General features: G+C 69.5%; 15 protein-coding genes. 7 read left to right on the top strand and 8 right to left on the bottom strand.

Annotated features, from left to right (window positions below):
* The first annotated feature begins 239 nt into the window (after positions 1–239).
* Positions 240–659 (top strand): heme-binding protein, encoded by a 420-nt coding sequence (locus ACIBEI_RS26320; RefSeq protein ID WP_398892693.1) that lies wholly within the window; start codon positions 240–242, stop codon positions 657–659.
* A gap of 172 nt (positions 660–831) precedes the next feature.
* On the opposite strand, the gene ACIBEI_RS26315 is transcribed toward ACIBEI_RS26320, so the two are convergent.
* Both ACIBEI_RS26315 and ACIBEI_RS26310 read right to left on the bottom strand, forming a co-directional pair.
* Positions 832–1,698 (bottom strand): GNAT family N-acetyltransferase, encoded by an 867-nt coding sequence (locus tag ACIBEI_RS26315; RefSeq protein ID WP_398892692.1) that lies wholly within the window; start codon positions 1,696–1,698, stop codon positions 832–834.
* 5 nt (positions 1,699–1,703) lie between these two features.
* Positions 1,704–2,285 (bottom strand): DUF2269 domain-containing protein, encoded by a 582-nt coding sequence (locus ACIBEI_RS26310; RefSeq protein WP_398892691.1) that lies wholly within the window; start codon positions 2,283–2,285, stop codon positions 1,704–1,706.
* A gap of 76 nt (positions 2,286–2,361) precedes the next feature.
* Between ACIBEI_RS26310 and ACIBEI_RS26305 the strand changes: the two genes are divergently transcribed.
* Entirely contained in the window at positions 2,362–2,994 is a 633-nt protein-coding gene (locus ACIBEI_RS26305) for an HAD family hydrolase (RefSeq protein WP_398892690.1), read from the top strand.
* 422 nt (positions 2,995–3,416) lie between these two features.
* On the top strand, positions 3,417–5,162 hold the full coding sequence (locus ACIBEI_RS26300) for a globin domain-containing protein (protein ID WP_398892689.1): 1,746 nt from the start codon (positions 3,417–3,419) through the stop codon (positions 5,160–5,162).
* Between the two features lie 95 nt (positions 5,163–5,257).
* On the opposite strand, the gene ACIBEI_RS26295 is transcribed toward ACIBEI_RS26300, so the two are convergent.
* From ACIBEI_RS26295 to ACIBEI_RS26275, 5 genes are all read right to left on the bottom strand, one after another.
* Positions 5,258–5,740, bottom strand: coding sequence for an NUDIX domain-containing protein (locus tag ACIBEI_RS26295; RefSeq protein WP_189841553.1), 483 nt, complete (start codon positions 5,738–5,740; stop codon positions 5,258–5,260).
* A gap of 66 nt (positions 5,741–5,806) precedes the next feature.
* Positions 5,807–6,712: a LysR family transcriptional regulator gene (locus tag ACIBEI_RS26290; RefSeq protein ID WP_398892688.1), complete on the bottom strand. Its 906-nt coding sequence runs from the start codon at positions 6,710–6,712 to the stop codon at positions 5,807–5,809.
* Positions 6,713–6,924: 212 nt separating this feature from the next.
* Positions 6,925–8,064 (bottom strand): cystathionine gamma-lyase, encoded by a 1,140-nt coding sequence (locus ACIBEI_RS26285; RefSeq protein WP_398892687.1) that lies wholly within the window; start codon positions 8,062–8,064, stop codon positions 6,925–6,927.
* Positions 8,061–8,564, bottom strand: a complete 504-nt coding sequence (locus tag ACIBEI_RS26280) for a low molecular weight protein-tyrosine-phosphatase (protein WP_398892686.1) — start codon at positions 8,562–8,564, stop codon at positions 8,061–8,063. Before ACIBEI_RS26280 ends, ACIBEI_RS26285 begins: the two co-directional genes overlap by 4 nt.
* 8 nt (positions 8,565–8,572) lie before the next feature.
* Positions 8,573–8,950, bottom strand: coding sequence for a phage holin family protein (locus ACIBEI_RS26275; protein WP_398892685.1), 378 nt, complete (start codon positions 8,948–8,950; stop codon positions 8,573–8,575).
* Positions 8,951–9,010: 60 nt separating this feature from the next.
* Between ACIBEI_RS26275 and ACIBEI_RS26270 the strand changes: the two genes are divergently transcribed.
* From ACIBEI_RS26270 to ACIBEI_RS26255, 4 genes are all read left to right on the top strand, one after another.
* Positions 9,011–9,328, top strand: coding sequence for a cupin domain-containing protein (locus ACIBEI_RS26270; protein WP_055610299.1), 318 nt, complete (start codon positions 9,011–9,013; stop codon positions 9,326–9,328).
* Between the two features lie 174 nt (positions 9,329–9,502).
* Positions 9,503–9,715, top strand: a complete 213-nt coding sequence (locus ACIBEI_RS26265) for a DUF5326 family protein (RefSeq protein ID WP_398892684.1) — start codon at positions 9,503–9,505, stop codon at positions 9,713–9,715.
* 213 nt (positions 9,716–9,928) lie between these two features.
* Entirely contained in the window at positions 9,929–10,732 is an 804-nt protein-coding gene (locus ACIBEI_RS26260) for an IclR family transcriptional regulator (RefSeq protein WP_398892683.1), read from the top strand.
* A 99-nt stretch (positions 10,733–10,831) separates the two neighbouring features.
* Complete coding sequence (locus ACIBEI_RS26255) at positions 10,832–11,272, top strand: SsgA family sporulation/cell division regulator (RefSeq protein WP_055610301.1); 441 nt, start codon at positions 10,832–10,834, stop codon at positions 11,270–11,272.
* A gap of 195 nt (positions 11,273–11,467) precedes the next feature.
* Here the strand turns inward: ACIBEI_RS26255 and ACIBEI_RS26250 are convergent, their stop codons facing one another.
* Entirely contained in the window at positions 11,468–12,967 is a 1,500-nt protein-coding gene (locus ACIBEI_RS26250) for a YibE/F family protein (RefSeq protein WP_398892682.1), read from the bottom strand.
* Between the last annotated feature and the right edge of the window lie 20 nt (positions 12,968–12,987).

Here is a 12,987-nt window from a genome sequence, read left to right as displayed (position 1 = left end):
GGGGGGGGGGGGGGGGGGGGCGGTCCCCGCCCGGGGGGGGGGCCCCCCCGGGGGGGGGGGGGGGGGGTTCCCCCGCGGGGGGGGGGGGGCCCCCCGGGGGGGGGGGGGCGCCCCGCCCCCCCACCACAGCCCCGAGCAAGCCCTCACCCGCGACTCAGGGGACCGCTGCCCCCACACGCCACCACCCGGCAAACCGTCACACCCCCACACAGCACCACCCATCAAGGAGAGACAAGCTCATGAGCACCACCACCGTTACCCCGCTGACCATCCAGGACGCCGAGGCCCTCGTCACGGCCGCCCGTCGCGCCGCGGAAGCCGCCGACGTGAAGGTCAGCGTCACCGTCCTCGACGCGGGCGGCCACCTGCTCGCCTTCCGGCGCGACGACCGGGCCGTACTGATCTCCGGTGAGACCAGCACCCGCAAGGCCTACACGGCACTGCAGCTGGACGCCCCCACCACCGATCTCGTCGACGCCGTGCAGCCGGGTGGCCTCTTCCACACCCTGCCCACCGCCCTCGACCGCCCGCTGCTCTTCATCGCGGGCGGGGTTCCGGTCCACCGCGACGGCCGTCTGATCGGCGCGATCGGAGTCGGCGGCGGCGCGCCGGAGCAGGACCACTCCTTCGCCACCGCCGCGCTGAAGACGCTCGCCTAGGAGCCCTCGAAAGCGCCGTAGTGTCACGAAGTATCGAAACGCCCGCCCCGTCCGGGGCGGGCGTTTCGATGTGCCGCCAGCTCTCGACCGCCGAGCTCAACCGCGGAGTTCTCAAAGGCTGAGCTCTCAGCCGCCGAGTTCTCAGCCGTCGGTCGGCTCACTCTCGGCCCTTTCAGCCCGCCGCCACCGTGAGCGGAGCGAACCGCCGCGTCCAGTCGCCCGGCAACTCCGCGATGCCGTACGTCATGACCGCGTTGAAACCCGTGGGGGCGAGTCCGCGTTCCTTCACCCACGCCAGCAACTCCTCGTGCCGTACGTCGATGTCGGTGCGCAAAGGCCCGTCGACGTGGGCGGCCAGCGAGGCGACGAGCGCTTTGGCCGTTGCCGTGTCCCGGGCGATCAGCGGGCCCACGACATGGTTGTCCAGGTTGGGCCAGGCGGCCGCATAGCCGATGATCCGGCCGTCCTCCTCGGCGACACGCAGTTGGTCGGCGAAGGCGGGCAGGCGCGTGATCATGTGCGTGCGGTCGGTACCGAAGACCTCTTCGTCGAGCCGGAGGATCGCGGTGAGGTCCTCCGCGGTGGCAGCACGCGTGGCGACCTCGGGCTCCGGGCCGCCCGGGACGAAGTGGCCGCGAACCATCTCCACCCGTCCGGTGGTCTTGAACCCCAGTTCCTCGTAGAGAGGGCGCCCGTACGGCGTCGCGTGCAGCGTCATCGGTGTGGTGCCCAGCTCGCCGACGACATGCTGCATCAGTCTGCGTCCGACGCCCTGGCGTGCGTGCCGCTCGGCGACCAGCACCATGCCGATCGCGGCCAGGGCGGGGCGGTCCTGGGGCCCGTACGAGGTCACGACGCAGGCGGTGACGAGGCCCCCGTCGGGGTCGTCGATGCCGTAACCCGTGCCGGCCGTGAGCAGGAGGCCCCACTTGTGTTCCTCGCGGGGCCAGCCGCGGTTCTCGGAGAGATCGGCGCAGGCGGAGAGATCGCGTGGGGTCAGACGGCGGATGGACTGGAAGGCGGGGGAAGGAGTCGACACGCAGGTCAGGCTGTCTGACGGGCGCGCTCGGCGTCCACCGGTTTCCGGGCAGCCGCACTGATCTTTTGCCCACGAGACCTCTGCCCGGCTGACTTCTGGTCACGCAGCCTCCGTCCACGCCGGGTCAGTCCCCAGGGCTTGAGGACCGAGATCACCGTCATGAAGAGATAGGCGGACAGCGAGACGATCGGCCCGAACAGAACGTCACCGGCGTCGGGAAGCGGACCACCTGCCGAAGCAGCCGCGACAGCGGAACCGACTCCGGGACGCAGCGCGAAGACGGTGGCGGTGGTCGTGGCCAGAGTCAGCCAGAACTTGATGTAGACCCAGCGGTGCCTCGCCAGCCCCCACGGCGTTCCCAGGGACAGCACCAGACCGCTCGTGAACGTGAGGAAGGCGAGGGGGAGCAGGAGCCAGTCCGCGAACAGCTTCATGGCTCGGACGGAGGCTTCCACGGTCACCGCGGACCCTGTGGTGGTTGCGGTGATCCCCAGAGCGAGCAGCCCGAGCGTGAGCCCGAGCCAGCCCGCGGAGGCGGCTACATGGACGACGAGGGTGGCCCGGCGTGCGGGGCGGCTTAGTTTCACGTGAAACACCGTGCCGGGCGGGAGCGCAGAGCACGTCTGCCGACGGGAGTAACCCCACGTACTAGCCTCGGCGTACATGGCGAGACTTCATCTCTTCGATCTGGACGGGACCTTGCTGCACGGCACCTCGGCGCCTGTGGAGATCTCCCGACAGCTCGGCCTTGACGCCGAGACCGTGGCGCTCGACGAGGCGATCGGCGCGGGTCTCATAGGCCCGCCGGAGTACGCGACGCAGATACACGCCCTCTGGAGTGATCTCACCGAGGCGCATGTGGCGACCGCTTTCGCGAGCGCGCCGTGGCTGGAGGGCATCCAGGAAGTCTGGGCGGAGATCAGGGGCAGCGGCGACTACTGCGCCGTCGTCTCGCTCTCGCCCTCCTTCTTCGTCGAGCGGCTGACGGGCTGGGGCGCGCACGCGGCGTACGGATCACGTTTCCCCACCGTGCCGTTCACCGAGCCGGTGAGTCCTGCCGGGATTCTGAGTGCGGCGGCCAAGGTGCGGATCGCGGACCGGCTCTGCGCGGAGTTCGGGGTGGCCAGGACCGACTGCGTCGCATACGGCGACTCGATGTCGGACAGAGACCTGTTCGGGGTGGTTCCGGTATCCGTCGCCGTCAATGCGGATCTGCATCTGGAAGGTCTCGCCACTCACTCCTACGTGGGGCGGGATCTGCGGGATGTCTATGAATTGGTGCGCCCTGCCCGGTAATTGAGGGAATCGACAGTCCGGTCCCCGTTCGATTCCCGACGTGGGGAAGAGAGGACTTGTGTGCCGGACAGCGGCCGGTATGGTCGACTCCGGTTCGTGTCCGGTGTGATGTCCGCGCATCCCGCCAGGGCGAACAAGGGGCAATGCAGCCTAACGGGACAGAGAGATCGAAGACCCGCATTTCCGGTTACATGGCCGGGGTGTTGGCGCAGGGTGAGATGCTGCGATGGCGGTAGTGCGGCCAATGTCACACTCTCGGCTTACTTGTCCGTAGGCTGCGGGATTCCGAGGTTCAATGTGGCCGCCATGGGGCGACGGGGCGGAGCGGAACGGGGAAGCAAGCAGTCTGCGGGGGAAAGCAGGCATCTTCCGATCGAGGAAGTGCGCAGACCGACCGAAAGATGTTCGAGGCGAGGCACAACATGGACGCTCCGACCACCACGTCGGCCGACAACGGCACTTCAGGGGGTAGTGGCGGGGGCGGCTGGTTCACGCCGCACACGCCGCCGGAGCCGCCCGCGGGCGGCGAGCAGGAGGCGCCTGAGGGCCACCGCCTGGCCGCACTGCGCCCCGTCGGCAGGCCCGCGCCGGGCGCCGACGCCACGACACGGCAACGAATACCCCCGACCGACGAGACCGTCTCCGACACCGAACGAGCGGCCGACACCGGAGCCACGGCCACGCACGGCCGCCACGCGGGCTCCCCTGACGGCGGCCACACCTACGGCGACTCCACCGGCGCCAGGTCCGCGCCCGCCGACGCTCCCCGTGCCGACATCCCGCATGCCGACACCTCTCGTGCCGATGCCCCTCAACCCTGGGCCTCTCACGCCGGAGCTGCTCCTGCCGGCCAGACCGCGACGCCGCCGGCCATGACGCACGAGGCGACACCCACCCCGCAGGCCCGGACCGGGCTCTCTGCCCCGCAGGCCCACACCGGCCCTCCCGGCCCACCCGGGCCCGACCACGAGCCCCGCGTTCCCGACCAGCGCTCCGCCCCTGCCCCCGCCGCCGTAGCCGTCCCCGCCCCCGCCCCCGCCCCCGCACAGGCCGCCTCCCCCGACGCCGTTCTCATTCGCCGGACCATGGCCGAGGTGGGCCCCGTCGCCGACAAGGTCACCTCGTACTTCTACGCGCTGCTCTTCGTGCGGCACCCGGAGCTGCGCCAGCTCTTCCCCGCCGCGATGGACACTCAGCGGGACCGGCTTCTGCGGGCACTGCTGACCGCGGCCGAGCACATCGACAACACCGAGGTCCTGGTCGCGTATCTGAAGAACCTGGGCCGTGGCCACCGCAAGTACGGCACCCGCCCCGAGCACTACCCGGCCGTCGGCGAGTGCCTGATCGGCTCGCTCAGCCGGTTCGCCTCGTCGGTCTGGGACGGGGAGACCGAGGCCGCCTGGGTCCGGGCGTACACGACGATCTCGCAGGTCATGATCGACGCCGCCGCCGCGGACGAGCTGCGGGCCCCGGCCTGGTGGCACGCCGAGGTGATCTCGCACGACCTCAGGACCCCCGATGTCGCCGTGATCACGGTCCGCCCCGACCAGCCGTACCCCTTCCTCGCCGGGCAGTACGCGAGCGTGGAGACCCCTTGGTGGCCGCGGATCTGGCGGCACTACTCGTTCGCCTCGGCGCCCCGCTCCGACGGACTGCTGTCGTTCCATGTGAAGGCGATTCCGGCGGGCTGGGTCTCCAACGCGCTGGTGCACCGCGCCCGCCCCGGCGACGTCATCCGGCTCGGCCCACCGGCCGGCTCGATGACCGTCGACCACACCACCGACAGCGGCCTGCTCTGCCTGGGCGGCGGTACCGGCATAGCGCCGATAAAGGCCCTCGTCGAGGATGTCGCCGAGCATGGCGAGCGGCGCCCGGTCGAGGTGTTCTACGGAGCCCGCACCGATCACGACCTGTACGACATCGACACGATGCTCCGGCTCCAGCAGAGCCACCCCTGGCTCGCGGTGCGCCCGATAGTCGACCAGCACGGGCATCTGCACCTCCCCGACGCCGTACGCGAGTACGGGCCGTGGAACGAGTACGACGCATACCTGTCGGGCCCTCCCGGCATGATCCGCAGCGGCGTCGACGCGCTCAGGGACATCGGCATCCCGTCGGAGAGGATCCGTCACGACGCGGTGGAAGAACTCGTCGTGACCGGATACTGACTCCGGGCCAAGAGCTACGCAGGCAGCGGACCGATCCCGGGCACGACGAGTGACGGCCCACGCCCGGACCAGGCCCGGCCCCGAGGGGGCTGCCGTCAGCCCAGATCGGGTGCGTGCATCGCCAGTACGCCCTCGATGTTCCCGTCGAGATAGTGCCGCAGCGACAGCGGTACGAGATGGACGGAAGCGATGCCCACGCGGGTGAAGGGGATCCGCACGATCTCGTACTCCCCGCAGGGCTCGTCGATCTCGGGGCCATGGCGCAGCGACGGGTCCATGGATTCCAGGCGGCAGACGAAGAAGTGCTGGACCTTCACGCCGGTCGTTCTGGCGTTGTCGCCGATGTGCTCGACGGTGTCGACGAAGCAGGGCACCACATCGGTGATCTTGGCGCCGAGTTCTTCGTGCACCTCACGATGGAGTGCGTCGACGACGGTCGTGTCCTCAGGCTCGACTCCGCCGCCGGGCGTCAGCCAGTAGGGATCGACGCCGGGCTTGGTCCGCTTGATGAGGACCAGGTCATTGCCGTCCAGTAGGACGGCCCGGGCGGTGCGCTTGACCACGGGTCGGACGGTCATGGGAGAAATGTGGCCCAGTTGGTTCCACGTGAAACATCGCCCTCTTGACGAGGTGATGCGTCTTGGTCATGACCAGTCCATGGCGGCGTGCATGAGCCACTCGTGCGCCCGCGCGATATGCGGCATGGCCAGTGTGCCGGTGCGCACGACCAGGAAGTACGTACGAAGCGGAGGCACCGCGGGTTCGGTCAGCGCGACCACGTCTCCCCGCTCCAGAGCGGGTGCGCACAGATAGCGCGGAAGGACCGCGAGCCCGGCGCCGGTGGTCGCGCAGGCGAGGACAGCACGCAGGTCGGGGACGATGACGGTGCCCGACGTGGCCGGGCGGGAGTCGAAGACGGAGGCCCAGTAGCGGGCGACGAACGGCAGGGACTCGTGCACCTCCACCACGGGGAAGTTCTCCAGGGAGGGCTCGCCCTGGTGACGTAGCGAGCCGGAGTCGAGCTGGTCGGCCCAGCGCGGGGCGGCGACCAGGACGTGTTCCTCGTCGCAGAGCGGAGTCGCGGTGAGCAGGGAGCCGCGTGGGCGGGCCGTACTGATGGCCAGATCGTGATGCCCGGCGGCAAGCCCTTCCAGCGTCTCCTCCGCATTTCCGAAGGAGGCGCGCAGCGCGAAGCCCTGGCCGTCGTCCCCGGTCAGCTCGGTGAGCGCGGGCAGGGCGCGTTCGGCGGTGAACTCCGGAGGGCCTGCGAGATGGAGCGTGCGTACGGAGGAGTCCTCGTCGAGGCCGGTCTCGGTGATCTCCACCAGGGCGTCGAGATGGGGCGCCGCCTTGTGGGCGAGTTCGTCGCCCATGGTCGTAGGGGTCACTCCACGGGCCTGACGCAGGAAGAGAGGGCGTCCCAGCTGTCGTTCGAGGGTTCGGATCTGGGAGGTGACGGCAGGCTGCGAGAGGCCCAGCAGCGCGGCCGCGCGGGTGAAGGAGCCGGCCCGGTGCACGGTCACGAAGGTCCGCAGCAAGGCCAGGTCCATGGCGTCCCTTCTCCCGCAGCTCCCCGGAAGCCCCCAACTATAAATATGTCGATAGGTCTCTGTCGCTACTGTGATTGGACACTGACACAGAGTCAACTAGCCTTGTTCGCGCGGTTCTTCGCGCGCAGAACCGGGACGGTCCGAGCCACGAGGGGGGAGGCTCGGACCGTCCGCCGTACGTGCCCGCTACTGACCGGCGACTCAGAAGACGCTCAGAGCGAGGACTCGTCGAGCGCGCGCAGCACATCGGCCACGAGGTCCTGAGGATCCTCGGCACCGGCCGAGAAGCGGATGAAGCCCTCCGGCACCGCGTCACCGCCCCAGCGGCCGCGCCGCTCGGCTGTCGACCGCACACCGCCGAAGCTGGTCGCGTCGTCCACCAGCCGCAGCGCGTCGAGAAAACGGTCGGCACGCGCGCGTGTGGGCAGCGCGAACGACACCACGCACCCGAAGCGCTGCATCTGCTGCGAGGCGATCTTGTGCGACGGGTCGCCGGGCAGCCCCGGATAGCGGACCCCGAGGTCCTCGTGCCGGTCGCGCAGGGCCTCGGCGATCACCAGTGCGTTGGCGTTCTGCCGGTCCACCCGCAGTTGGAGCGTCGCAAGGGAGCGGTGCGCGAGCCACGCCTCCATGGGCCCCGGAATCGCCCCGACGATCTTGCGCCAGCGCCGTACGGAGGCCATCGCCGCGGCGTCGCCACCGGTGACGTATCCCAGGAGGATGTCGCCGTGCCCGGTGAGCTGCTTGGTGCCGCTGGCCACGGAGAAATCGGCGCCCAGCTCAAGCGGGCGCTGCCCGAGCGGGGTCGCCAGGGTGTTGTCGACGGCGACCAGACAGCCGCGCGCGTGCGCTGCCTCGACGAGCCGCCGTACGTCGCACACGTCGAGCCCCGGGTTCGACGGCGTCTCGATCCACAGCAGCTTCGCGCCGTCCAGGACGTCGAGCTGGGCGTCGCCGCCGGTCGGGGCGGTGCGCACCTCGATTCCGTACGCCTCCAACTGCGCGCGCACGAGCGGCAGCACCTGGTAGCCGTCGTCGGGCAGCACGACCGTGTCGCCGGCGCTCAGCTGGGAGAAGAGGGTGGCCGAGATGGCGGCCATGCCGGAGGCGAAGACGAGCGTTTCGACGTCGTCCCGCCCCGGCGCCTCCAGCTCGCCGATGGCGCGCTCCAGGTGGGTCCAGGTCGGGTTCTCGTCGCGGCCGTAGGTGTACGGGCCCGTGGGGTCGCCCGGCAGATGGAAGTGGGCGGCGAAGACCGGCCCAGGGAGGGTCGGCTCGTGCTTGACGGGCTCGGGCAGTCCAGCCCGCACCGCGCGTGTGCCGTCACCGGCTCCCGTAACGGAATCTGTCATGCCGCCTGTCCCTCCACTTGCTCCCGTACCGCGGCGAGCAGGCCGGGGCTCGCTGCCTCCACCATCTCAAGACACTCCTCGAAGCCGTCCAGGCCCCCGTAGTAGGGGTCCGGTACGTCGAGGTCGGCCCCCGAGGCCGACGCGACGGCAGGGTCGTACGAGCGCAGCAGCCGCACCTTCCCGGCGTCCGCCTCAGTGGGGGCGAGGCGGCGCAGGGCCCGCAGGTGGCCGGCGTCGAGGGCTATGACCAAGTCGAGACGGGCAAACCAGTCGGCGTGGAACTGGCGGGCCGCATGGCCGCCTTCGTAGCCGGCTGCTTCGAGGACGGAGACGGTGCGCGGGTCGGCGCCGTCACCCTCGTGCCAGCCGCCGGTGCCGGCGCTGTCCACCTCGACCAGGCCGTCCAGCCCGGCCTCCGCCACCCGCGCGCGGAAGACGGACTCGGCCATCGGGGAGCGGCAGATGTTGCCGGTGCAGACGAAGCACACGCGATAGGGCATCAGGTCGCTCAGTCCTTGTCGGGCAGGACGACGTTCAGCGCCCAGGAGACGATGGAGATGATCAGGCCGCCCAGGACGGCGGTCCAGAAGCCCTCGACGTGGAAGCTCAGGTCGAGCTTGTCCGCCAGCCACGAGGTCAGCAGCAGCATCAGGGCGTTGACCACCAGCGTGATCAGGCCGAGCGTGAGAATGAACAGCGGGAACGTCAGCACCTGCACGATCGGCTTGACCAGGAAGTTGACCAGGCCGAAGACCAGTGCGACGAGCAACAGCGTGCCGATCTCCTTGCCCGTGCTGCCACCGGACAGGGTGATCTTGTCGAGCAGCCACACGGCGACGGCCAGGGCGCCCGCGTTGGCGATCGTCTTGACTACGAAATTCTTCATGTGTCTGATCGTGACAGACGAGATCGACTACGAGCAGCGGGGCAAGGGCGGACAAGGGCGATGAAGGCATTCCGGCTGGACGAACTGGAGGCGGAGCGTGCCGCCAACGACGGCGCGTACCTCCAGTTCCTGCGTGAGAAGAACATGTCGGTCGGCCTGTACGCGCTGGACGCGGGCACCCAGGACCCTCAGCAGCCCCACCGCCAGGACGAGGTGTACTTCGTCGTCAGCGGTCGTGCGGCGATCACGGTCGGCATGGAGACGACCCAGGTGGCACGCGGCAGCGTCGTCTACGTGCCCGCTGGGGTGGCCCACAAGTTCCACCACATCAGCGAGGATCTGCGGGTTGTGGTGGTCTTCTCTCCGCCCGAGAGCTGACCTCCGCCTCAGGGTTCCCTAGGGGAACGTTCAGGGGAGGACAAGGGGTGCCAGGCCCCCGTCGGCACCCCCGCCGCGCCTAGCATCGAGTGCAGGACATTCAAGACCCGTCATCCTTCGGGAGCGGGCTCGGACAGCACTCGGAAACGGGCAGAGAGACAAGGAACAAGGGCGATGCGAGAGATCTTCGCGGGTATGCCGTGGTGGATTAAGTGGGTCGCGGTGCCGGTCATCGCCCTGGTCGTGTTCGGCGGCCTGATAGTGAGTGTCGTTGGGATCGTGATCACCTTGCTCTTCAAACTGCTGGTCTTCGTGGCGGTGGTCGGCGGACTGATCTACGTCGTACGGAAGTTCATGTCGAGTTCCTCGTCGAGGAGCGACTGGTAGGCAAGGGGAGGCCCGCCGGTCGGCAACCGGCCGGCGGTAACAGGAACCGCCAGTTCCCTCGGGCGAGGGAAGTTTCGGCACAGGCCGTCTGCGAGCGGTGGCAGACGGTTAAAGTCCGGAATTCGACGCGGGGTTGATTCCCGCGAGCGGCGCTCTGATCCCTCCCGTGTTACCCCCGCACGGGCGGCCCCCCTCGCGCTTCGGGAGCACCCCTTGGCCACGGTTGACACCGCATCCGCAGGACCGCACGTCCCTTCCTCCGAGCCGCATCCCACGACCCTCATCGGATCCGTGCAGCGAGCGATGCGCCTCCTTGAGTCCGTCGCCCGCCATGAACACGGGGCGCCCGCGAAACAGCTCGCCCGTGAGGCCGGGCTGGCCCTGCCCACGGCGTACCACCTGCTGCGCACGCTGGCCCACGAGGGCTATCTGCGCCGGGAGAAGGGCCTGTTCTTCCTCGGCGATGCGGTCGAGCGGTTGACCAGCAGCGGTGCCCGGCAGAAACGTCGCAGCATGGTCGCCGACGCCCTCGCGCAGTGCCGTGACTCGATCGGCGCGCCCGTGTACTACGCGCTCTACCGCGACGGTGAGATCGAGGTCCAGTGCGTCGCCGACACCCCGGCCAATCCCGCCGTCGAGGAGTGGGCCGACTTCCGCGAGACGGGTCACGCGCACGCGATCGGCCAGTGTCTGCTGTCCCAGCTCGACGACGACGCCCGTCGGGACCACGTCGACCGTTACTCCGTCCGGTCCATCACGCCATATACGGTGCGTGACGATCGAACCCTGTTGCGACGCCTCGAATCCGTGCGACGCATGCAGCCCGTGATTGAGCGTCAGGAGTACGCGCTGGGGACGGTCTGCGCCGCGATTCCCATCACTGTGGGCAGTACTGCGGCCACGATCGCCATTTCCCTGCCGGCCCACCAGGCCGACCGACTGCTGCCGGCGGCACGCCGATTGCAGAGCGAGATCGGAAGGCTGCTGGGCACACTCTCGCTCTCTATCAGCATCTGAAAACTCACTCCTTGTGATCTGGTGTGTACGTTCAGCAAGATGCCAGCAGTGTCAGGTGGATGATTCCCGGCCAGTCGAAGGCGAACGACGGGGTAGGCGATGCGCGAGTCGGTAGTACAGGCAGAGGTCATGATGAGCTTCGTCGTCTCGGAGGAGCTCTCCTTTCGCATCCCGGTGGAGCTGCGCTACGAGACCTGTGATCCCTATGCCGTGCGGCTGACCTTCCACCTGCCCGGTGACGCGCCGGTCACCTGGGCCTTCGGCCGGGAGCTGCTGATCGACGGGGTGGGCCGGGCGTGCGGGGACGGCGACGTGCACATCGCTCCCGCCGACACCGAGGGGTTCGGCGATGTGCTGATCCGGCTTCAAGTGGGCGGTGACCACGCGTTGTTCCGCTGTGGGACGGCGCCGTTGCTGGCGTTCCTGGACCGTACGGACCGGCTGGTGCCGCTGGGCCAGGAGCGTTCCCTCGCGGACTTCGACACACACCTCGACGAGGCGCTGAACCGCATCCTGGCGGAGGAACAGAGCGCTGGGTGAAGTGATACGGGGCTGGGGCAGGCGCAACGCCGCCTCGTTGTACGTCGTCCCGTACGCGTGTGACACGTGCTCATCCCACCCGGCTTTGCCGTACGTCATCCGGCTTGTTGCCTCGCGGCTACGCGGACTGCCGTAACGCTTCTTCTCAGCTCTCAGCTCTCGACCCTCGGCGACCGGATCCGGCAGGCGCCGGGTTCAGTGCTTGCGGCGGCGGCCGCTCCCGCCACGCAGAGGCGCCCTGGCGCCCGACTGGGGCTGTGGCTGGGGCTGCGGCTGTTCCTGTTGTGCCGGGGCGGCGGGGCCCGGGCGGTCCGCCGAGACGACCAGCGCGGCGAGAACCGTGGTCACCGGCACGGAGGCGACCAGTCCGATCGAGCCGACGAGCGTGCGCACGATCTCCTCGGCGACCAACTCGCTGTTGGCCACCGTCCCCACGCTGCTCTGCGCGATGGAGAAGAGCAGCAGCAGCGGCAGTGCGGCGCCGGCGTAGGCGAGGACGAGCGTGTTGACGACCGACGCGATGTGGTCGCGGCCGATACGGATGCCCGCGCGGTACAGCCCGCGCCAGCCCATCGTCGGATTGGCCTCGTGCAGCTCCCAGACCGCCGACGTCTGCGTCACCGTCACGTCGTCGAGCACACCCAGCGAACCGATGATGATGCCCGCGAGCAGCAGACCGCTCATGTCGATGGACGGATACAGCCCGTGGATCAGCCCGGTGTTGTCGTCCGTGTTGCCGGTCAGCGCCGCCCAGTCGATGAACAGTGAGCCGAGCAGCCCGATCAGCAACAGGGAGAGCAGGGTGCCGAGCACCGCCACCGACGTACGGGCCGACAGCCCATGGCACAGATAGAGCGCGATCAGCATGATGGCGCTCGCCCCGACCACCGCCACGACCAGGGGGTTCGAGCCTTGCAGGATCGCGGGGAGGATGAAGAACGTCAGGATGAGGAAGCTGGCGGCCAGTGCGACCAGTGCCATGACGCCGCGCATCCGGCCCACCACGACCACGGCGACGGCGAAGATCCCGGCGAGCAGCGTCATCGGGAGCTTGCGGTTCACGTCGGTGACCGAGTACTGGAGTTCCTTGGGGGCGTCCGGCGCATACGCGACGATCACCTTCTGGCCCTGCTCCAGCTGTCGCGAGGAGTCCGGCTGGACGATCTCCGTGAACGTACGGCCCTTGTCCTTGCCGGTGTCGACCCGCACCGTCGCCTTCTTGCAGCTGCCGGTCGCCTGTTGCTGTGCCGACGAGCCCTCGGCGGTCGACGTGTCGCCGGTCGGCGTCTCCCCCGAGGCGTTCACCGACTTGCAGTCGACCTTGTCGACCTTGGTCACAGTGGCCTGCTGCGTCTGCCGGTCGAAGCCGACACCGGTGCGCTCGTGCCCCGGGGCGCCGCCGGGCCAGAGCACCACGAGGCCGACGACGACCGCCGCCGCGAAGGGGATCAGCACGGCCGCGATGACCTTGCGCAGGTGCATCGAGACAGGCGCGGCGGGTCCGTGACTGTGCGAGTGGCCGTGCCCGCCGCCACCCGATCCGCCACCGTCACCACCGCCGGGCCGGTCTCCGCCGCCGCCCGGTCCGGGGCCGTGGGGGCCGTGCCCAGGTCCGCCGCCGTGACCGTGGCCGTCGTGGCCGTGTCCGTGGGGCGGTTCGGACGGCGGGATTGGGGGCTGCTGCGTCGTGGTCACCGACCGATCATCGCAAGAAC

Source organism: Streptomyces sp. NPDC050988, assembly GCF_044456225.1.
In the GTDB taxonomy this organism is placed as follows: domain Bacteria; phylum Actinomycetota; class Actinomycetes; order Streptomycetales; family Streptomycetaceae; genus Streptomyces.
This window is presented reverse-complemented; position numbering and strand designations above follow the sequence as displayed.